The sequence below is a fragment of the Thiomicrorhabdus sp. zzn3 genome, assembly GCF_029767755.1.
Lineage (GTDB): Bacteria > Pseudomonadota > Gammaproteobacteria > Thiomicrospirales > Thiomicrospiraceae > Thiomicrorhabdus.
Genome location: NZ_JARUQS010000001.1, coordinates 799,830 through 820,296 on the forward strand (window position 1 = coordinate 799,830; position 20,467 = coordinate 820,296).

The 20,467-nt window shown below is 48.7% G+C and carries 18 protein-coding genes and 1 riboswitch; of the genes, 10 read left to right on the top strand and 8 right to left on the bottom strand.

Features of this window, described 5'->3' with window-relative positions:
* Nucleotides 1-17: 17 nt before the first annotated feature.
* The 9 genes from era to QCB44_RS03705 all read left to right on the top strand — a co-directional run bounded on the left by era (nucleotide 18) and on the right by QCB44_RS03705 (nucleotide 10,595).
* Complete coding sequence (era, locus tag QCB44_RS03665) at nucleotides 18-980, top strand: GTPase Era (protein ID WP_279407979.1); 963 nt, start codon at nucleotides 18-20, stop codon at nucleotides 978-980.
* Nucleotides 981-1,052: 72 nt separating this feature from the next.
* Nucleotides 1,053-1,808 (top strand): DNA repair protein RecO, encoded by a 756-nt coding sequence (gene recO / locus QCB44_RS03670; RefSeq protein ID WP_279407980.1) that lies wholly within the window; start codon nucleotides 1,053-1,055, stop codon nucleotides 1,806-1,808.
* Nucleotides 1,809-1,910: 102 nt separating this feature from the next.
* Nucleotides 1,911-2,660 carry a pyridoxine 5'-phosphate synthase gene (gene pdxJ, locus QCB44_RS03675; protein WP_279407981.1) on the top strand — a complete coding sequence of 250 codons (750 nt, stop codon included), beginning with the start codon at nucleotides 1,911-1,913 and terminating at the stop codon, nucleotides 2,658-2,660.
* A gap of 43 nt (nucleotides 2,661-2,703) precedes the next feature.
* Nucleotides 2,704-3,087 carry a holo-ACP synthase gene (gene acpS / locus QCB44_RS03680; protein ID WP_279407982.1) on the top strand — a complete coding sequence of 128 codons (384 nt, stop codon included), beginning with the start codon at nucleotides 2,704-2,706 and terminating at the stop codon, nucleotides 3,085-3,087.
* A gap of 46 nt (nucleotides 3,088-3,133) precedes the next feature.
* On the top strand, nucleotides 3,134-3,853 hold the full coding sequence (locus tag QCB44_RS03685) for a DUF445 domain-containing protein (protein WP_279407983.1): 720 nt from the start codon (nucleotides 3,134-3,136) through the stop codon (nucleotides 3,851-3,853).
* A 79-nt stretch (nucleotides 3,854-3,932) separates the two neighbouring features.
* Nucleotides 3,933-4,844 carry a bile acid:sodium symporter family protein gene (locus tag QCB44_RS03690; protein ID WP_279407984.1) on the top strand — a complete coding sequence of 304 codons (912 nt, stop codon included), beginning with the start codon at nucleotides 3,933-3,935 and terminating at the stop codon, nucleotides 4,842-4,844.
* Nucleotides 4,845-4,984: 140 nt separating this feature from the next.
* A riboswitch (cyclic di-GMP riboswitch) is annotated at nucleotides 4,985-5,080 on the top strand.
* Nucleotides 5,081-5,478: 398 nt separating this feature from the next.
* A complete protein-coding gene (locus tag QCB44_RS03695) occupies nucleotides 5,479-7,704 on the top strand; it encodes a methyl-accepting chemotaxis protein (protein WP_279407985.1) in 2,226 nt (741 codons plus the stop codon).
* On the top strand, nucleotides 7,704-8,240 hold the full coding sequence (locus QCB44_RS03700; protein WP_279407986.1) for a chemotaxis protein CheW: 537 nt from the start codon (nucleotides 7,704-7,706) through the stop codon (nucleotides 8,238-8,240). The genes QCB44_RS03695 and QCB44_RS03700 overlap by 1 nt, the downstream gene beginning before the upstream one ends.
* 258 nt (nucleotides 8,241-8,498) lie before the next feature.
* Nucleotides 8,499-10,595 carry an EAL domain-containing protein gene (locus tag QCB44_RS03705; protein ID WP_279407987.1) on the top strand — a complete coding sequence of 699 codons (2,097 nt, stop codon included), beginning with the start codon at nucleotides 8,499-8,501 and terminating at the stop codon, nucleotides 10,593-10,595.
* Nucleotides 10,596-10,854: 259 nt separating this feature from the next.
* On the opposite strand, the gene QCB44_RS03710 is transcribed toward QCB44_RS03705, so the two are convergent.
* The 4 genes from QCB44_RS03710 to QCB44_RS03725 form a co-directional block, all read right to left on the bottom strand.
* On the bottom strand, nucleotides 10,855-12,072 hold the full coding sequence (locus tag QCB44_RS03710) for an efflux RND transporter periplasmic adaptor subunit (RefSeq protein WP_279407988.1): 1,218 nt from the start codon (nucleotides 12,070-12,072) through the stop codon (nucleotides 10,855-10,857).
* 3 nt (nucleotides 12,073-12,075) lie between these two features.
* Entirely contained in the window at nucleotides 12,076-14,439 is a 2,364-nt protein-coding gene (locus tag QCB44_RS03715; protein ID WP_279407989.1) for an ABC transporter permease, read from the bottom strand.
* A 6-nt stretch (nucleotides 14,440-14,445) separates the two neighbouring features.
* Nucleotides 14,446-15,189: an ABC transporter ATP-binding protein gene (locus tag QCB44_RS03720; protein WP_279407990.1), complete on the bottom strand. Its 744-nt coding sequence runs from the start codon at nucleotides 15,187-15,189 to the stop codon at nucleotides 14,446-14,448.
* A 201-nt stretch (nucleotides 15,190-15,390) separates the two neighbouring features.
* Nucleotides 15,391-16,623, bottom strand: a complete 1,233-nt coding sequence (locus tag QCB44_RS03725; RefSeq protein WP_279407991.1) for a hypothetical protein — start codon at nucleotides 16,621-16,623, stop codon at nucleotides 15,391-15,393.
* Between the two features lie 200 nt (nucleotides 16,624-16,823).
* Between QCB44_RS03725 and QCB44_RS03730 the strand changes: the two genes are divergently transcribed.
* The gene (locus QCB44_RS03730) at nucleotides 16,824-17,465 is read left to right on the top strand and encodes an arylesterase (protein WP_279407992.1); all 642 of its coding nucleotides are present in this window, start codon (nucleotides 16,824-16,826) and stop codon (nucleotides 17,463-17,465) included.
* A gap of 58 nt (nucleotides 17,466-17,523) precedes the next feature.
* Here QCB44_RS03730 and greB read toward each other — a convergent pair whose 3' ends face one another.
* From greB to QCB44_RS03750, 4 genes are all read right to left on the bottom strand, one after another.
* Nucleotides 17,524-18,015: a transcription elongation factor GreB gene (greB, locus tag QCB44_RS03735; RefSeq protein ID WP_279407993.1), complete on the bottom strand. Its 492-nt coding sequence runs from the start codon at nucleotides 18,013-18,015 to the stop codon at nucleotides 17,524-17,526.
* Nucleotides 18,016-18,121: 106 nt separating this feature from the next.
* Nucleotides 18,122-18,532, bottom strand: a complete 411-nt coding sequence (locus tag QCB44_RS03740) for a hypothetical protein (protein WP_279407994.1) — start codon at nucleotides 18,530-18,532, stop codon at nucleotides 18,122-18,124.
* 351 nt (nucleotides 18,533-18,883) lie between these two features.
* On the bottom strand, nucleotides 18,884-19,270 hold the full coding sequence (locus tag QCB44_RS03745; protein ID WP_279407995.1) for a DUF6858 family protein: 387 nt from the start codon (nucleotides 19,268-19,270) through the stop codon (nucleotides 18,884-18,886).
* A gap of 47 nt (nucleotides 19,271-19,317) precedes the next feature.
* Complete coding sequence (locus QCB44_RS03750) at nucleotides 19,318-20,442, bottom strand: FAD-dependent oxidoreductase (protein ID WP_279407996.1); 1,125 nt, start codon at nucleotides 20,440-20,442, stop codon at nucleotides 19,318-19,320.
* Between the last annotated feature and the right edge of the window lie 25 nt (nucleotides 20,443-20,467).

Sequence of the window (20,467 nt, forward strand, 5' to 3'; positions counted from 1 at the left end):
CTGATAAAAGGGATTGAATGCAACATTCAGATACCTCTTCCAAGACCTCAAGCCTCCCTTCCGGAGAAAACAAGGGGACTTACCAAGCCGGATTCGCTGCGGTGATCGGCCGTCCCAATGTCGGAAAATCGACCTTGATGAACGAGTTACTGGGGCAAAAACTCAGTATCACGTCCCACAAACCGCAAACGACGCGGCACCGCATTCATGGCATTCACACCACAGATCAGCATCAAATCGTGTATGTGGATACGCCGGGCATGCACCTGGGCGGACAAAAAAGCATTAACCAATACATGAATCGCACCGCTAAAAGCGCGTTTGCGGATGTGGATGTGATCTTGTTTGTGTTGGAAGCCGGGCGCTGGACCGATGAAGATCAGGCCGTGGCCAGTCAGCTTAAAGGCCTGGATATTCCTGTGGTGGTGCTGGTTAACAAGATCGATAAATTCAAGAACAAAGAAGAGCTGATGCCGTTTTTGCAGACGGTGTCCGAAAAGGTCGAGTTCGATACTCTGATTCCGGTGTCGGCTTACCAGAAAAACGGCCTTGAACAGATTGTGGAAACCGTACTGAAGCACTTGCCGCATCAGGAAGCGATCTTTCCGGAAGATTACATTACCGACCGTTCCAGCCGCTTTTTGGCATCGGAAATTATTCGCGAAAAACTCATGCGTACTTTGGGCGAGGAGGTCCCTTACGGTACCACCGTGGAAATTGAACAGTTCCAGTACGACGAAGAAGAAGGGCGCTGGGTGATCCATGCGTTGATTTTGGTGGAACGCCCGGGACAGAAAAAGATCGTGATCGGAAAAAAAGGCGAAATGATCAAGAAGGTGGGCACTCAGGCGCGCAAAGATCTGGTGGCCATGCTCGACAGCCGTGTCCACCTGGAATTATGGGTCAAGGTTAAAGAAAACTGGTCGGATGACGCGCGGGCGCTGGCCAGCTTGGGCTATAACGACGATTATACGACCTAATCGCACCAGTTAAGTGACACAATCTGTGGACGGCTTGAATAGCCAAGAGACTCAATCTAGAGCAGGCAACCGATGGAAATCACTCAACAGGCCTATATTTTGCACGCCCGACCCTACCGGGAAACGAGCCTGTTGGCGACCTTGCTGACAGCGGAGCAAGGCAAAATCAATGCGGTGATTCGGGGCGCCAGAGGTAAGGGGCGTGCAGCGATGCACAAAAGCGCCTTGTTGCAACCTTTCCAAAAGCTGTTGCTACAGTGGCGCGGCAAGCAGCATGCCTCTTCCGATCTGGTTACCGTGCGTGCATTGGAGGCGGAGCCACTGCGCTTTCCTCTGGAAGGCGAAGCCAGTTTCTGCGGTCTCTATATTAATGAGTTGCTCTACCGTCTGTTGTATCCAGGGGTTTCGGTTGAAACGCTGTTTGGGCGTTATGAAACCGCTCTCTATGAACTGTTGAAAACCCAAAATCGAAATCAACAGGCCTGGGTGTTGCGTCGTTTTGAATTGCAAATCCTGACGGCACTGGGGGTGGAAATTCAATGTAGGGAAGACGCGCACCAACAACCGGTTCAGCCGCAACGGCTCTACCACTATTACGCAGAGATGGGGGCTTATCCTTTGAGTGATGCGGGGAGCGAAGAGATTTGGCTGCAAGAGAGCCAACAGCCAGTCGGGCAGGGGGTAGCCATCCAAGGGGAGTGTTTGCTGAAATTGGCCGATGAGGCCTATTGCGAAATCTGTTTGCCGCAGTGGAAAGCGTTGCTTAGACAGATCTTAAAGACCTATTTGGGCCCTAAACCGATTTTGGCCCGCCAACTGTTTAGATAAGTTTGTTTGGCGTTTTTCTTTGTTGCTGTATTTATCTCAAGTGCAACGAAAATGCGCCGTAATTCTATTGGGATGACCTTTTAAATTTTCGGGAGAGTAAGTATGTCGCCAATTTATTTAGGATTGAATATTGATCACGTCGCCACTTTGAGGCAGGCACGCGGCACGCGTTATCCCGATCCGATCAAGGCGGCGTTGGATGCCGAAATGGCCGGAGCGGACAGCATCACGCTGCATCTGCGCGAAGATCGTCGCCACATTCAGGACGAGGACGTTGCCCGGATTTCGATGATGCGTCAGACCAAAGTGAATTTGGAAATGGCCGCCACCGAGGAGATGGTACAGATTGCCTGCCGTTATCACCCTGAAGATATTTGTCTGGTACCGGAAAAACGGGAAGAGCTGACCACCGAAGGCGGTTTGGATGTGGCGGGACAAAAAGCCTGGCTGACCGAAGTGTGTGCCCGTCTGGCCGAAGCCGGTTGCCGGGTGTCGCTGTTTATCGACCCGGACGAAGCGCAGATCGAAGCGGCCAAAGAAGTCGGAGCGCCGGTGATCGAACTGCATACTGGAACCTATGCCGAACTGGAAAAACCGGCGGAAGTGGCGGCCGAGTTGGAGCGTATCCGTCATGCGGCCGAATACGCCCATCGTTTAGGGCTGGTGGTCAATGCCGGACATGGTTTGCACTATCATAATGTGCAGCCGATCGCGGCGATCAAAGTGATCGAAGAGTTGAACATCGGACACGCCATCATTGCCCAGGCGGTGTTCTCCGGTCTGCCGGACGCGGTGCATGAAATGAAGCGTTTAATGGTTGAAGCGCGTCAACAGGCCTATTTAAACGACTGATGAACCCGCTTCATCTTAAGGCCGGCATTATAGGCAGTTCGATATGATTATTGGCATTGGAACCGATATTGTCGATGTGGCGCGCATCGCTGAAGTCTATCGCCGCCAAGGCGAAGCGTTTGCTCGCCGCATACTCGCCGATGCGGAATGGGCGCGCTTTTGTGAACACCGCTTCCCCGAACGTTATCTGGCCAAACGCTGGGCGATTAAAGAGGCGGTCTCCAAAGCCTTGGGGACCGGCATTGCCCAAGGCGTGTCCTTTCACGATATGGTCATTGAAAACCGCTCGAGTGGTCAGCCGGTGTTGCGCTTGTCTGGTGGAGCCCGGCAGAAATCTGATGAACTTGGCGTCGACAACTGGCAGATCAGCGTGAGTGATGAAAAGACCCATGCGGTGGCGTTTGTGGTTGCCGAAAAGTGTGACTGACGGCCTTTTTCAATTCTAATCTTGCATTCGATGAGGTTTAAATTGTATGAATAAAAGTTTGTTGACTAATTTTCTGGCCGGTTTGATTTTGCTCAGTGGGGCGGTCATGGCCGAACCGATTCTGTTTTGGACAGGCCTGTTCGCTCTGTCCGGTGCCTTGACCAACTGGCTGGCGATTTATATGCTGTTTGAGAAGGTGCCCGGCTTGTATGGCTCGGGCGTGATTCCCAATCGGTTCGAGGCGTTTAAAGCGGCGATTCGTCAGTTGATGATGGAGCAGTTTTTTAATCAGCAGAACATTGACCGTTTTGTCAGCGGCCAAAAAGAGTTGCACAGTCATTTGAATCTCTCCCCGGTGATTGAAAAGGTCGATCTGACCCCGGCGTACGATAAGCTGGTACAGGTGATTATGAACTCCTCCTTTGGCAGCATGCTGGGGATGTTTGGCGGGGCCGACGCCCTCAACCCGCTAAAAGAACCGTTTATCACCAATATGAAAAGCGCATTGATCGAGATGACGCAGGAAGAGCGCTTTTTGCAATTATTGCAGGAAGAGATCGATCAGCCGGATGTGATGGGGGAGATCCAGGCAAAAATCGAAGCAATTATCGAAGCCCGTTTGGCGGAACTGACACCGCAGTTGGTGAAGCAGATGGTGCAAAACATGATTCAAGAACACCTTGGCTGGTTGGTCGTGTGGGGCGGCGTATTCGGAAGTGTGATTGGACTGATTTCCGCGTTATTGGCGAATGCGCTGCCGTTTTAAGGTCGCGCTTAGATAATGAATGGATACTGACTTTTCTGTGTCGTTTTTAGCCAATTAAAACTGAACAGGCCTGTTCAAAATGCAACGTTTGAGTTTTTTATTCACTTTTCCAATGTGGGCGCTGTTTGCTGCGTTACTGGGGTTCTATTGGCCGCATTATTTTGTAGGGCTTAAAGAGTGGATTGTGCCTCTGTTGATGGTGATTGTATTTTGTACCGGTTTAAATCTTCGCTTAAGCGACTTTGAACGCGTTTGGTACAAAAAGGAGGTGGTGGCGATCGGAGCCGCCGCGCAGTTTGGCGTTATGCCTTTAGCCGCGTTTTTATTGTCGTTGGCGTTTGGCTTGTCTGACGAGTGGACCATCGGCATGATGCTGGTTGGGGCGACTGCGGGCGGTACCGCCTCCAGTGTCATGACCTATCTGGCCCGTGGGGATGTGGCACTATCGGTGAGTATGACTTTGGTATCAACCGTGTTGGCCGTTGGTTTGATGCCGTTGTTGACCTGGATTTACCTCGACAAGAGCTTTGATGTACCGGTGTCAGGGATGTTCTTGAGTCTGCTCAAATTGATCCTATTGCCGCTGAGTTTGGGGATGTTGGTCAACCACTTTATGAGTCACTGGGTGAAACCGGTACGCTTTTTACTGCCACTCTATTCGATGGGGGCAATTGCATTGATCATTGCGACGGTGGTGGCCTTGAATCATATGGAATTGGCACATGTCGGCGCGATGTTAATTGTTGCGGTGATGCTGCATAACCTAATCGGTCTGTTCAGCGGCTATTGGATTACGCGAAAGTTGGGCTACGATTCCGTCATTGCGCGGACGGTAGCGTTGGAAGTGGGGATGCAGAATTCCGGACTCAGCGTGGCTTTGGCCTTGCAGTATTTTTCGGCCGCCAGTGCTCTGCCCGGGGCCTTGTTCAGCATCTGGCACAATTTGTCCGGCGCGTTCTTTGCTTCTTATTGGCAAAGCAAATCCAAATAAAACCTTTGCTACCATGCCTCTTTGTTGCCCCTCTTCAATTAGCAAATTGAATTTTTCCCCAAAGTATATGTAAACATCAGTAATAAATTTGAAAAAATACTTGACTAAAATTAAAGGTTAATTTAAAGTGCCTCGCCATAAATTTGTTGTGCCAAACTTGTTGTGAAGCAAGGACGGAAAGCTAGGGGTCTTAGGGATCAATTCAGTTTAAATCCTAAGATAGCCCGGTTGCCAAATGATCAAGCAGATGCCTGTTTTCGTGGCATTGTGTCTCTGAGTGTAGACAATTTCTAGCTCGTTCACCTTCACTTCATTCTTGTTTGCGCCTTCAACTTTAATTGAGACTGCAAACAGACTCATCGGTTTAAATATGCCGAATACCTCTTTTTAGATTTAACCGGATTTTAATGTCGGCGGACTTAAGTTTCGCATCCATTCCTGCTGTCTGTAATCCAACCGATTTACGGTTTACTTCTAAGGGCCGGTCTGCCCATGTTGCAGTAGACGTAGGTCAGCACAATTGCCTAGGGACGTTGTGATCGTTTGTAAATTCACTGATTGTTCAGTAATAGGTTGAAAATTAATTGGTTTTTAAGTTTTTAATTGCCTTTGGCAATGCAATAAGGAGAAATGTATGACGGTGAAACTCAGGCTGATACTGGCCTTTTCAGTATTAATCTTGATGACGGTTATTTTGGGTGTGGTGTCGTTGATGAAAATCGATAGCATCAATAATTCATTGGATTTGGTGGTGGATGATCGTGTCCCTAAGGTAGTGACACTATTGGGAATCGATCAGCGCCGGGTATCCGTTGAACGGGATATCGGCCAGCTGATTCAGGCACGAGAACAGGTAGAGCGTGACGAAGCACTTCGCCGAATCGGTGACCGCAGAGCTTTGAATGAAGAGGCCTATCAGTATCTGGATGAATCTATTCAGTCAAAAGAGGGACGGGCACTCTTGGCAAAAACGAGTGAAGCCCGAAAGGCGCAAAGTGAAAATTTAAATCGCATGATTGAGTTGGCCAAGTCAGGGAAAACTCAAGAGGCACTGGATATTTATCTTTCAAAAGAAACACGTGACTTGAGCCGAGCCTATCGAAATGCAGTTCGTGAGTTTGTAGATTTTCAGAAAGAGTTAAGTAAACAAGCTTCGGATGAAGGGAGTGCCGCTGGCGAGTTTGCCATGAAAATCACGCTGGTTATTTTAGTGATTTCATTAATCGTCGGTGGTGGATTTTTTGCGTGGATTATGCGTGTGGTGGTGCGTCCGGTGGTGGCCATGCAGGAAGCGATGCAGGAAGTGGTTAAAACTGGACAGTTTGACAAGCAGGTTGAAGTGTTGAACCGTGATGAAATCGGCCTATCAGTGGAAGCGCTGAATGCTCTGTTAAAAAGCATGGAATATGCGATTGCTGATGCTAACAACACGATTGGCGCATTGGCCCAAGGAGATTTCTCTCAACGCATTACCCGTAACTATGTTGGTGATCTGGACAAACTTAAACTAGGTATTAACAACAGTGCCGACAATGTCACCAATATTATGAACGAGCTAGGTCGTGTAATGAAGTCGCTTTATGAGGGTGAATTTGATGTTGACGTCAATACTGATGCGCAGGGCGAATACCGTAGCATGCTGGTGAATACCTCTGAAGCGATGAATGACATCAACAACGTAATTTCCAACATTAACAGTGTCATGGAAGCGTTGCAAGATGGCCGTTTCCAGGAACGTGTTAACGTTGAGGCGCGCGGTGAACTGAATTTGATGAAACAGCGCATCAACAGCTCTATGCAGGATTTGGACAGTGCGATGACAGAGATTATCCGTGTAGTGGTGGCGCAGTCGGAAGGGGATTTGACCAATACAATCAATGCGCAATATCGTGGCGATTTGGAAACCCTGAAGCTGGCTGTGAATACCTCGGCGCAGAAACTGATTGAAGTAGTTTCAAAAGCGGTTACCGCATCTAATATCGTTAATGGCGCAGCCGAAGAGGTTTCCCGTGGATCGTCTGACTTGAGCCAGCGTGTTCAGGAACAAGCCGCTGCGTTGGAAGAAACCTCTGCAACCATGAACGAAATGAGTTCGGCGGTTGAGGCGAATACCAAAAACGCACAGGAAGCTGCCGGCGTGGCCAATGGCGTGCAGGCGCAAGCCAATGAAGGCAGCGAAGTCATGAGCAAAACCATCGAAGCGATGAACGCGATTCAGGAATCGAGTCACAAGATTGCGGATATTGTAACCCTGATCGACGGCATTGCTTTCCAAACCAACCTGTTGGCGTTGAATGCAGCGGTTGAGGCGGCTCGTGCGGGTGATCACGGACGCGGTTTTGCGGTGGTTGCCGGTGAGGTTCGTGCTTTGGCTCAAAAATCGGCCGAAGCCGCCAAGGATATCAAAAACCTGATTGACGAAAGCGTTACCCGTATCAGTCAGGGAACGGAGTTGGCTTCGCAATCCGGAGAGATGTTGAATACTATCAACGAATCGATTGATTCGGTTACGCAAATGGTTCAGCAGATTGCAGAGGCCTCTTCGGAACAGGCAAACGGCGTGGCTCAGGTGCATGTGGCCATTACCCAGATTGACCAAGTAACGCAGCAGAATGCGGCGCTGGTTGAAGAAACCACTGCTGCGGCAGAGAGCATGAGTGAACAGTCGAATGCATTGCGTGATGATATGGCATTTTTTAAAACAGGAGCGCCTGCCGTACCTGCTCGAGTGGAAGCCCGTAAGATCGCGCCGCAGATTGTGAATAAGCCTGTCGATGGTAATTCACCAAAGATGAACTCGAGCATTGAATCCAAGCCGGTTCACAAAGGCGATGACTCTGACGAATGGAGTAGCTTCTAATGGATATGGAAACTCAAAGAACTCAACAAGTGCCGGATACTGACGTTTTGAAAAAAGACAGGCGATCAGGCCAGTATCTGACATTTTTACTTGCCTCAGAGACTTATGGCATTGATATTTTACGGGTTCAGGAGATTCGCGGTTGGGAAAAAACTACCCAACTGCCTAGCGTACCAGATTATGTCAAAGGGGTGATCAATATGCGTGGGGCGGTGGTACCCATTGTGGATTTGCGTGAACGTTTTCACATAGGGCAAGCAACCTACGATGAGAGCACTGTTGTGATTATCACAAAGATGGAAAGCGGATCTGTTGAGAATTTGCACAAAACTATCGGTTTGGTGGTTGATGGGGTCAGTGATGTTGAGGATATAGATCTTGCAAGTTTGCATGAGGCCCCATCATTTCAATCGGACGAGCGAGTCAGTGATGAGTATATTCAGGGGCTGGCCTCTATTGGTGATAAGATGGCCATTGTTTTAAATGTCGATCATTTACTGAAAAAAGGGGTTTTTCAGAAGCTCGCTAAAGCATAAAAACGCCAATTTATCTTCTAAACGGATCTGCAAAATTCTCTCTAAAGATCCGTTTTTCAACTTAGCTATTAGCTTATATTTTTCTAGTTGATTATCACTAAGTAAATTTTTTGCGATTGTCCTTCTTTAAAGTTATATTGTCGTATAATTACTTATCACTTTGTTTGTGAAACGATTTATAAAGTGAGTTATAGGTGCATTTTTGACCTGTTTTTGTAAAAACAAAATTGATTTTCTTTCCATCCGGAAGCTTTAAAAATGAATCAACCTAGACATAGTGCACAACAACACAGTTTTTCTCTATTAAAACATATTCTAGAAGCTTTTCCCGATGGCGTTTTTACCCTCGATCATAACATGTGTTTTACTTACGTGAACCCTGCTTTTTGCAAGATGATGGGCTTTAGCGAGCAGGAGTTGCTCGAAAGCAAGATTACCGACTATCTCAGCGATTTAAATATTTTGTCTGCCTGTCAAGCTGAAGTTATGGAGAAGGGGGCTTGTCGTGACCAGGAAACTGTGTTTAAGCGTAAAGACGGGACCCTGATTAATATTTCCAAAAATGTGCAGATGTTACTGGATGACGAGGGAAAACCTGGAGTCATTGTCAGTATCCGTGATATGACGGAGCTCCATGAACTTAACAAGCAACTGGTTAAGACGAGCAGAACACTGGAAGGCTATAACCAGAATCTTGAAGCGATGGTTGAGGAACGCACTCATGACCTGAACCAGAAAATGGCCTTTTTAAGCGGTTACAAAAAGGCGTTGGATGTAAGCAGTCTTGTCAGTAAATGTAGCTTGGATAAAGAGATTACCCATGTTAATCCCGCTTTTTGTCATTTAACCGGCTATTTTGAAGCAGAGCTGTTGGGGCAGCCGTGTACCCTGTTATGGAGCGAAGCCTCGAAAAAGAAACTTCCTGAAATCATGAATTTGATCGGTAAAGGACACTCTTGGAAAGGGCGCCTTGTGTTCCATACCAAGTTTGGCGAAGCGGTGTATCTGGAAATGTGCATTGTTCCAATCAATGATGAAAACAATCATTTGAGAGAGGTGGTCAATATCGGCTATGACGTGACGCCTTTGGTGGAGTCATCCAATGCATTGTGTCATCGTCTGCATCATGATGCACTAACCGAGTTGCCCAATCGTTTGAAGCTGTTAGACGATACGGAAAACAATGCCAACGGTATTTTGATCGCTTTATTCAATATTGATAGTTTTAATGAAATTAACGCGTTTTACGGGATGGATGTTGCAGACAAGTTACTCAAACTTGTGGCCGAATGCCTGCAAAGCTGGGTAAAGGAGTTGCCAGCCAATGTTTACAAACTGCCTGTAGACGAATACGCACTGGTGTTGCATGCGGATTGGCCGCCGGCTCAATTTGAGCGCTATATTCAGGGATTTCTGGAAAAACTCTCTTCCCAGTGTTTTGTGGTGGAAGGGGCAGAAATTAATATTACCTCTACTGCTGGGTTGGCCTCTTCGGCCGAGTTTGACGGCAATACATCTGAGGTTCTGATCGCTGCGGATATGGCGCTGAAACGTGCTAAAAGAGAGCGCAAGCCCTGTTTGCTTTATGACCCGGAACTGAACATTAAGCAGGGGTATAAGGAAAATCAGCGCTCCATTAAACGTTTGCGCAGTGCGATGGAAGAGGATCGTTTGCAGCCATTCTATCAGCCGATTGTTAACAGGCTGACCTTGGAGGTTGAACGCTATGAGTGTCTGGTACGCATTGTAGAAGAGAGCGGAGAGGTCATTTCGCCGTATTACTTTTTGGATGTGTCTAAAAAGTTGAAACTCTATTCGCAATTGACGATGCGTGTGATTGAAAAATCCTTGGCGCGGTTTGCCAACGAATCTTATGAATTTTCCATCAATTTGTCGATAGAGGATATTACCGATCCCGTCATCAGTAGCTGGATTCTTAACAAGGTGCAAAATTGCCGGTTTGCGGAACGCATCATTTTTGAGATTGTGGAATCTGAAGGGATTCAAAATTATGACGATGTGAACCATTTTATTCAGAAGGTAAAGCGATATGGGGTAAAGATCGCAATTGATGATTTTGGAGCCGGGTATTCCAATTTTGCCTACATTATGCAGCTGGATGTGGATTACATTAAAATCGACGGTTCTATCATTCGCGACATTCATCGTAATCCCTCTTCTCAGGTGATTACGCAAACCATTTTGGATTTTGCCCGTAAACTGAATATAAAAACCGTTGCCGAATTTGTCTCTGACGAAGAGGTCTACCAGTACGTCAAAGAATTGCCGGTTGACAGTTTGCAAGGCTATCTTTTCGGCGAGCCAAGAGACGACATACTGGATTCGGTTTCTTAAAGTTTCAAGAGGGATGGGGCAGTCGTGAGAGTGTGAAAGTGCTAAGGAATTAGGTAAGAGGGTGAAAATAGTTGGGTTAAGTCTTTATTGTCCTTTTTGATTGATTTCATTATTTTTGTTACACATACTCCTTAGCCCACGAGACAGTGAATAAGGTGAATACGTTTCTATCGACTTCAACTGTCGTCGAAATTAGACAATATTCCGTATATCGTAGAAATCTTAAAGAGTGCGTGGTTTGCCTGCAAACAGTTTGTTTTTATGAGGATATACGTTCTTTAATGGCTACGCCGTCATCAACGGCATCGCTCGGATGACTAATGATCTTCTGGTTTTCCGAGAGGCCGGTCAAAATTTGAGCGGTAAGGCCATTGCGTTCTCCAATGGTCACCGTTTGACGCTTCGCATAGCCGTTTTCAACAGTAAAGACCGCCCAGCCTCCCTGATAGCGGAAGAGCGCGTTGGAGGGAATCTGTAATACATCGTCTTCATGCCAGAGGATGAACTTGGCTTCTACACGGTAGCCGTCACCGAGGCGTTGCCATTTTTCAGTCGGAGAGGTGAAATCAGAAATGACCAGAACGCGCTGTTCTTCTACGCCCAAAGCAGACACTTTGGTAAAGCCGACCGGCTCGACTCTGCGTACCATGCCCTCAAGTGGCTCAGGCCCGCCCCAGCGGTCAAATAGCACGGTCATGCCCGGTTTGATTTTGACGGCATCGGCGGAGAGCACGTCCACTTCGACCTCCAAAGCGGAAGGGTCTCCCACCTCGAGAAGCGACTCGCCGATCGTGACCGGGCCTTCGCATTCACGGGACACTTTTAAAATTTTACCGTCGATTGGAGAAGTCACCGGGACCCGTTCAGAGGGCGGCTCGTCTGATAGCGAAGGATTGCCAGCGGAGTACTCAAGTGCGGTTTGAGCCGCTTTTAACTCGTATTTCGCCACCTCAACCGCGAAGTCGGCTGAACGTTTGGCCGCTGTTGCGGTCATGGCTTCGGTTTTAGCTTGATCAAAGGTTTCTTGAGAGACCAGGCCTTTTTTAATTAACGGCTGATAACGCTTATATTTGTCATCGGCCAGTTGTGCCGATGCCGAGGCAGCAAGGGCCTGCTCTTTCGCGGCTTGCAGGGCAGAACGCGCGGCTAGCACTTGTGCTTCCGCCTGAGCGCGGCTGCGAGCGTCCAGCACCGGTGAATCCAAAGGGGTAATCCCGAGCAGTTCTTGTCCGCGGCTCACCGGATCGCCCACCTTAAGATGCATGCGACAGGTCATACCGTTAACGGGAGAGGAGATCACGTAGCGATCGATTACGCGGGTGCGTCCTTCTTCTTCAATCGTTACGGTGAGTGGCCCACGTTTGACTACGGTGGTTTCTACCATCACGGGTTGTGGCCAAAATCCCCATGCCAGCAGCGCCATGATGACTGCGCTGACAATCAGAATGCCGGGATGGTTGCGCAGGGGCATCTGCATGAATTACTCCTTGGTTTTTAATACCGCTACCATATCAAGATGCGCTAAATTGCGCCAGATCATCATAGCGGAAAGAATCGAAGAGACAATAACGACGGTGGCGGCAAAGGCATAGACATCCGTTTCCAGCACCAATGGAATTCGGTAGAGTTCGCTTTCAAACTTTTTAGCCAGATAAGCGCATAACCCAATCCCAAATGCGAAACCTAACGGAATTGCCGCCAGAGTCAACAGTGCCATTTCACCTAGTAGAATATAAGCGACTTCCGCGCGGGTAAAACCAAGTACCCTGAGACTGGCCAGCTCCCGATTTCTTTCCGAGAGGGCGATGCGCATACTGTTATAGACCACCCCAAATGCAATGCTTCCGCCTAAGAGAGTGCTGATAAAGGTAAAAAACAGGATGGTGTCATCCATCATTTCGTAGAAGCCCTCAATGGAGGATTTTTGTTCCACCGCGCCGACAATGCGCGGCATCTCCTTGAGTTTGGTAAAGATCTGTTTACGGTATTTTTCGTCAACCTGGAGGTAAGCGCCGGAAATCACATCGCCTTCTTTGAGCAGACGGTTAAGCGTTTGACGCTGCAGATAGACATTCATCCCTAAATATTCTTTGGCTGTCCCTATTACCGGCACCTGGAAAGTTGGGCGATTACCTTCCAAGACTTCAACGGTTAATAGGTCACCGGGCTGGATATGCATGTGCTTAGCCAAGTAATCGGTGATGATCGCACCTTCCTCTGGGATTTTGATTTCCTTGAGATCCTTATCCAATAAGCGAACTAACTGGCTGCCAGATTCGATTCCTCTGATCGAGGTACGGTAACTACGATGCTCGAAGGTAAGCCGTACGTTGGCGCTACGGAAACCTTCAGCATGTTCGACACCTTGCAGGTGTTCAAGCGAGTAGAGGGATTTATGAGCGGTCGGTTCGGAAAACAGCGCCATAAAGTCTTCACGCTGACTCATGTTATATTGCACTTCAACCATTTCGTTGATGGCACTCTCCTGAAAACTGCCCACCATCATAATGCCGCATGACATGCCGATACCGAGCGTGGTCAGCAACGATTTCAGTGGGCGGCGTTCAATATGGCGCAGAATCATGCGCGACGGCTGTGAAAAATGTTTTTGCAGTCCCAGGCGTTCGACCAGCGTGGCACGGTAGGCCGTCGGCAGCTCCGGACGCATGCCTTGGGCGGGAGGCAGTTTAATCGCTTTTTGCACTGCATACAGCGTGCCGACCAATGCCACGAAAATGCTGATCAGAGCGCCTGAAGCAATCACATGGGGGTTGAGCGTGTAATGCATAAACGGAAAGCTGTAGACTTCCATATAGAGTTTACTTAATCCTGTGCCCATCCAGATGCCGACGCCGGTACCGGCAATGATCCCGACGGTCACGATCATGAGCACCAGCTTGCTGTAGTGCAGACCCACATCAAAATTGCTGTAGCCAAATGCTTTGAGGACGGATATCTGTTCGCGCTCCAGGGAAATCAGGCGGCTAATAACCACATTCAATAAAAAAGCCGCCACTCCGAAAAAAATAATCGGAAACATGGTTGCCATATTTTGCAGGCCTTTGAGCTCTTCAGATATAAAACGGTTGGACAGTTGATCTTTACGCTCATAGGCTCCGGTACCGCCATAAGGTTTGAGAATGTCATCCACCCGGTCAATGACATCCTGTTCATTGATGCCTTTGCTGAGCGTCAGGCTCACATCGTTAAACGCGCCGGCCATGTCGTAGGCACTGGCTAACGGTTTGCGTGCCATCCACATGACACCGTAGCTTTTATAGTCGGGAAACATCGCGCCAGGCGCGATTTGAGAGATGTATTCGGGGGAATAACCGCTGCCGACGATCGTGAGGGTTTTACTGCGCCCATTGATGATTGCACGGATTTTATCGCCGGGTTTGAGGTGATGAGCATTGGCAAATTCCTGGCTGATAATGATTTCATTGTCGCGGCCGGATTCCGGAATGCGCCCGTCACGTAAAAAAAGCTGGTTAAGCAGTCCCAGACTGTTATCCGGCAGGGAAATGAGGTGGCCGCTGACCGGATCGTCGTATCCCTCAATATCCAAGTTAACATAGGTGACTACGCGGGTTTCTACCTTGTCGACTCCAGGAATGGCTTCAATGCGCTTGGCTACGGAAAGGGGCGCGCGCTTTAATGACGAAAAGATTTCAGCAAAATGGTGCTCCCGATAATAGTCTTCACGCGTTTCATAGAGCGAATCATAAGTACTCAGCGACATAATGAAAATGGCCACACCGCTTACAATGACCAGTGCGATGGCAATCGCCTGCATACGCATATTCCACAGTTCTCGCCAGAGTTTGATATCAATGGCTAACATCGCTTCTTACCAGCTCAGTTCGCGCGGCGAAACGCGGGTTTCATTTTGGTAGATCTGGGTGATTCGGCCGTCAGCCAGATGGATGACGCGGTCTGCCATTTGTGCGATCCCGGCATTGTGAGTAATCACCGCGGTGGTCGTGCCCAGTTCTTTATTGACCTGCTGCAACGCTTCTAAGACAAGAATCCCGGTTTGCGAGTCAAGCGCTCCGGTGGGTTCATCGCACAGCAGAACATCCGGATTTTTGGCAATGGCGCGGGCAATGGCCACCCGTTGCTGTTCCCCGCCGGAGAGTTGCGCGGGAAAGTGGTCCAATCGTTCGCTCAAGCCGACGAGTTCCAGTGCTTCTTCCGGCGTCATGGGGTGATGAGCAATTTCCGTGACGACAGCGACATTTTCGCGTGCGGTCAGACTGGGGATGAGGTTGTAAAATTGGAAGACGAAGCCGACATGGTAACGACGGTATTCGGTCAACTGGCTTTCGTTTGCGCGCGTCAAGTCGTGATCGGCATAGAGTACCTGCCCGTCGGTTGGCGTATCCAAGCCGCCGAGAATATTAAGCAGGGTGGATTTGCCACTCCCAGAGGCACCGAGCAGGACGGCGAGCTCGCCGCGATACAGGTCGAGATCGATGCCGCGCAGAGCTTGAACCTGGACTTCGCCCATCTGGTAAATTTTGGTGACACCGTGGACATGAAACACCGCTTCTTTTGTGGTTGGTGTATGTAATCCATTGTGCTGTTCGGACATGGGGACTCTCTTGCAGATATTGTCCCTAAAAGTATAGCAGTTCAAAGACAGTAATTCAGACGCAATAAGCAGATTATAGAAAGAAGATTCTAGGCGCGTGAAAAGAGGCCTCAAAGGATTGAAACCGGAATGACGGAAACGCAACAGGCCTGGAGGGGAACCAATCAGGCCTGTTGCGTTTTTGGAGAGTGATGAATGGACTTATACCGCCAAATCGATCTGTTGCACACTGCCGGCGCCGGAGCCGTCTTCAAACAAGAACAGGCCGGAACTGACGACCTGGCCTTGAAGTTGATTCTGCGCGTCTCTATGGCTGAATGGCGTATCGATGTTCTGCAAGGCAATGGCGCCGATGTTTAACTCTAAAATACCCTGCAACTGTTCCATGCCATTCGCGTCTTTATGCCAAATTTGCAGTTGAGAAAAAATGGCATCGTTTTCGTCAATCCAGCCGTTTTGATCTTCATCATACTGGCTTAAATCGGCAAAGCCATTACCGCTCTGGGTACCGAACAGTTCGAGACCATCATTGATCTGGCCGTCCTGATTGCGGTCCAGAGCCAAAAAACCTGAGCCGCTGCTCACAAAAGAGATGGAATCCTGGACACCATCGGCATCGAGATCGAATGCGGTTTTCTCAATGGCTAAACTGGCCGGACTGCCGCCGAAATTGACCACCAACGGGTCTTTAAGCACAAAACCTTGCTCTTTCTGCATGGCCATGTTCTGGCTAAAGCTGCGGCTCATCTGCAGTTTCATATCAAAGGAAATTTCCTGTCCGTCAGCCGTCGTAACGCGTCCAGCCGCCTCAAACTGCATCTGTTCCTGTTCGCGATAGGCACTTTGCAGTGTCCAACGTTCACCCGCTTGGTCTAAATTTAGGGATCGAGTCGGGTGTCCGAAACCTGAGGATAGGTTTAAAGCCAGTTCGGTTTCTGCATCGTGTACGGAAGACTCCGTTTTTACTTCGGTTGAGGTTTGCTTTACAGTTGGTTCATAGCCATAGACTTTGAGGTGGTAGGGTTTGCCAGTCATCTTTTCCATCAGCGATTCGATCGCTTCAATCATTTTCATCAGCTGAGGTGGTAGCGTGGCTTTAGGTTCCGCAGCGTTTTCGCTCACTGCTCTGTTGTCTAGCGCAAATTGCTGGAATCCTCTTTTGGGATGATCAGCAGTTATTTGTGGTTTGAACGGCTGGCTTTCCAAATGATGGCGATGCTGATTCTGTTGCGTTTCATTGGAAGCGAACTGCAGTGCATTTTTGGAAAAATTGAGAGAAGCTTCCGATTGCGTAAAGGAGGATTCCGACAGTTTTTCACTGCTTCTGGATGTCAGCATCCCTCCCGAATAGGTTTCGTGAGTACGCTGCATGCGACTTTCGCTCAGCGCACTATGACGTGAGGAAAGTTGCAGATTCTGGTCTAAAATGATCATGGTACAGTCCCATTTATTATTGTTTAGTGAACTTCCCTTGGGCGGTCTGTACTTGGTTATTATTTTTTGTTTCAATTCGTTAACGGCCAAAACCAGAGAAACTTGAGTTCAAATTTGTGTTTAAGCCGGTGGGTGTAATGAGTGGATGTAATGGGTGAAGAGGTGTGAGGATGAGAATCCTAGCCTGCAACGGTGTCGGAATGGTCTCTATACGATTCTCCAAAATGATTCGCTGGTGGCAAATTGGGCTGCTTGTCAGCCTGTTGACCGGATTAGGAGGTTGTAGCGACGTCCGGCTGACGCCGCTTGCTGAAGATGCGACTATTCTCGCCTTTGGCGACAGTTTAACCGCCGGCGTGGGCGTCAGGCCCGAATTCAGCTACCCGTCGATTCTGGCACAATTGAGTGGCCGCACGGTGGTGAATGCCGGTGTTTCCGGAGAAACCACCGGGCAGGGGGTAAAACGCTTTGCCAAGCTGATTGTCGAGCATCAGCCACAATTGGTGATTATTCTGGAAGGGGGGAATGATCTGCTGCGTAACGAACCAGAGTCTAAGATTGCAACGAATCTGGGGAAAATGATTCAACTGGCTCAGTCGCAGGGTATCCAGGTGCTTTTAGTCGGGGTACCGGAAAAGAAACTGTTCTCCGGCGCCGCCGACTTTTACGAGGAGCTGGCGGAAACCTATGAGGTGCCACTGGAAGAGGAGATCGTGCCGGACCTGATGGGGCGGTTGTCGATGAAATCGGACTATGTGCATTTCAACCAGAACGGCTACCGAGCGCTGGCGGAAGCGATTTATGAAAAATTGCGCAACAGCGGCGCCTTTCCAGATCAATAACCTGTCTAAAAACGTCTAAAAAACCGAACAGGCCTGGTCCGTTAGGTGTGTTTGAAGCTCAATCAGTGTGAAAAGGCTGATATTGAATGGCATTGATATACCAGATTTTTTTGCCTTCCGGCGTCTGTACCGTAACTTCGTCGTCGACCTCTTTGCCGATCAGCGCGCGCGCCATGGGGGAGTTGACACTGATGGCGTTTTTCTGCGGATCGAATTCGTCGGTGCCGACGATGCGGTAACGCGCAGTCTGGCCGTTTTCATTTTCCAGTTCCACCCAAGCACCAAAAAACACCTTGCCATTTTGTGCCGGGTCGTATTCGACCACTTTGACCACATCCAACCGTTTTCTGAGAAAACGAATGCGGCGATCGATTTCACGCAGGCGGCGTTTACCTTCTTTGTATTCGGCATTCTCTGAGCGGTCGCCGTGTGCGGCGGCTTCGGTCACCGCTTGAGTCACTTGACGGCGTTCCACGCGCCATAAATGATCCAACTCTTTTTCCAGTGCGATGCGTCCTTCTTGGGTAATCAGGTGAGAACGTGAATGCATAGAGCTCGATACTTCCTTTTAGCTAACTTTAAATAACCGTGATGTTGTAAACAGCCTTAAACCGTTTAAGACTTTTGTTATTTTATGAGGTGTTACTGGGTTTAGGCTATGACTCTAAGGGAAACCAGGTGGATTTATCGGCCTGGTCATACAAGAACTGAAAACGCTCTTGAAAGTTTTCCAACAGGCCTTTGTCTTTAGCCAGGTTGCAACCACCGAGTTCATTCAGTTTTTGGTAGAGAGATTGTTTGAGCTGTTCTTGGTGAGTACGCGGATTACGATTGATGTGTTGTTTGACAAAGTTATTCACGGTCAGCCCGTATTTTTGCAAGAACAGCCGGTTCACCTGATTGACTTCCTTGGAAACGCTAATGCCTCGGCAGCGTTTATTGTATAGGTCGTACTGTAAAGCGGTATTGACCAGTTCAATATGCAGCGCTTCACCATGCAGTTGCGTCAGGCTGGCTTTGGCTGAAAGCGGTTCCAGGGTCACTTCCGTTTGAGCCTGTGCATTCATAGCTAAGGCTGTCAGCAAAAGGAGAACCGTAGAGCGTGAAAACAATGTGATAAACCGAATGATCATAAAAACGATGATTTTATTTATTGTGGATTACAAATGGATTATAGCGTACCGCATAGAGTATAGCGTTAATCGGCGGCGGCAAAAAGCTTTAGTCGTATTAAGAACGCACCGCCTCATTAGTCATCTAAATAAAAGAATCAGGTTGAATTAAAAAATACAAGCGGATTTTAAATCTGAGCCGGCTTGATAAAGGTTGGCTGTGTATAAGGTTGGCTGTGTATAAAGAGAGGGGGGACAAAAAAGCCCTCTTTATGAGGGCGTTTAAAAAGCAGCCTAAGGAGTGGTTTATTTAACCAGCGCGTTTACCCAAGCTTCCATCGTTTCTTGAGCAACCGGGTTGGGTGCTTCCATAAAGTTGACCACAAAAGCGTCGCCTAAATCGGTGGCACCGATCGCACGTGGTCGTACTGCAACAGGGTCTGCGCCTGGAATTTGAAAGCCAAAACAGAAAATGATGTTCTGTGCGTCTTGGATTTGCGGGTTGATTTCGCCGTCAATGCTTTTAGTGTGGCTGAAATGGTCGAAACGCGAGATGTACACCGCTTTTGGGTGGGCATCGATTTGCGCTTGCAACTCATCCAGGATGGCGGGCACCGAATCAAACTTACAGTCGGTTTTGGCGATTTTCAGTTCATAGATCGGATATTTATCCTGGAACATTTTTTTTTGCATGGTGTGTTTCCTTAGTTGGTTACTTTCAATGAGGTTTAAATAAAACGTTAACGGTACTGGCGCAGGTAGAGCCATTCAAAAGCACGTTTGGCGATGTGCAACAAGCGGCACGGTGGCAGCAGGGTGGTGCCTTTTTCGGTGCGCTTGATCAGGATGCCGTGTTTAAGGGTATCGACAATACAGATCAGTTCGTGCTTAAAGTGTTCAAAGTCTGTTTCGCCGTTCAGTGACTTCACCAGGTTTTTGGCTGCCACCGTCGCTTGAAGATCGGCGGCATGTGCTTGTTTAGCTTGCCAGTCAGGGCCTGGGAAGCTTCCAGCATCTCCGGCTACAAACGTGTGCTGATAACCTTCCACTTGACAGGTCTGGCCGGCGACGATCATGCCGCCGGCTGATTTGGGCAGGTCACTGTTTGGCAACCAGGCCGGGCCGGTCATGCCCGGCATAAACAGGATCAGATCTGCATGGAATTCGCCACCTTCGGTTTTGACGGTGTTTTCATCAAAGCCGACCATTTTGTGGCCAAGGTGGGTTTCAATGCCTTTTTTGCGCATCATCTTAACCAGGTTTTCAGGCACTTTGGGCCCTAAACGTTTGCCTGGCTCTGGCGCCGGATTGAAAAATACCAGTTTGAATTTGTCGCGACGTCCCTGTTTTCGCAGTAAGTTGTCGATACCGAATAAAAACTCGAACATCGGACCACCACGCATTGCAGAGGGTTCGTTCGGGTTGGCGCCGAAGCCAATGGCAATGGTGCCGCCTGACATGGATTCCAAACGCTGCTTGATTTTTTCCGCAGCCGGAATGCCTTCACAAGGGGTAATCGCATGTTCGATCCCCGGTAGTTTTTTAATAAAGCGACCGCCGGAGGCGATGATTAAGCCATCGTTGTGAAATTCGCCTTCGTTAGTGACCACGGTGCGGCCGCCATGAGTGACGTTTTCGACCGTGGCTTCGATAAATTGAACGCGCTGACGGTTGAAGAAATTGTGCAAATTGATACGCAAATCACTGCCTTTGCGCAGGCCTGAGGGAATCCAGATTAAGCTGGGAAGATAAATAAACTCTTCCTTCGGAGCGATGACAGTGATCTCTGCGTTTGGTGCCTGTTTGCGTGCTTGTTTAACAGCCGTCAGGGCGGCAAACCCCGTTCCCAGGATGGTGATGTTCATAATGAATGGCTCCCAGCTTAATTCA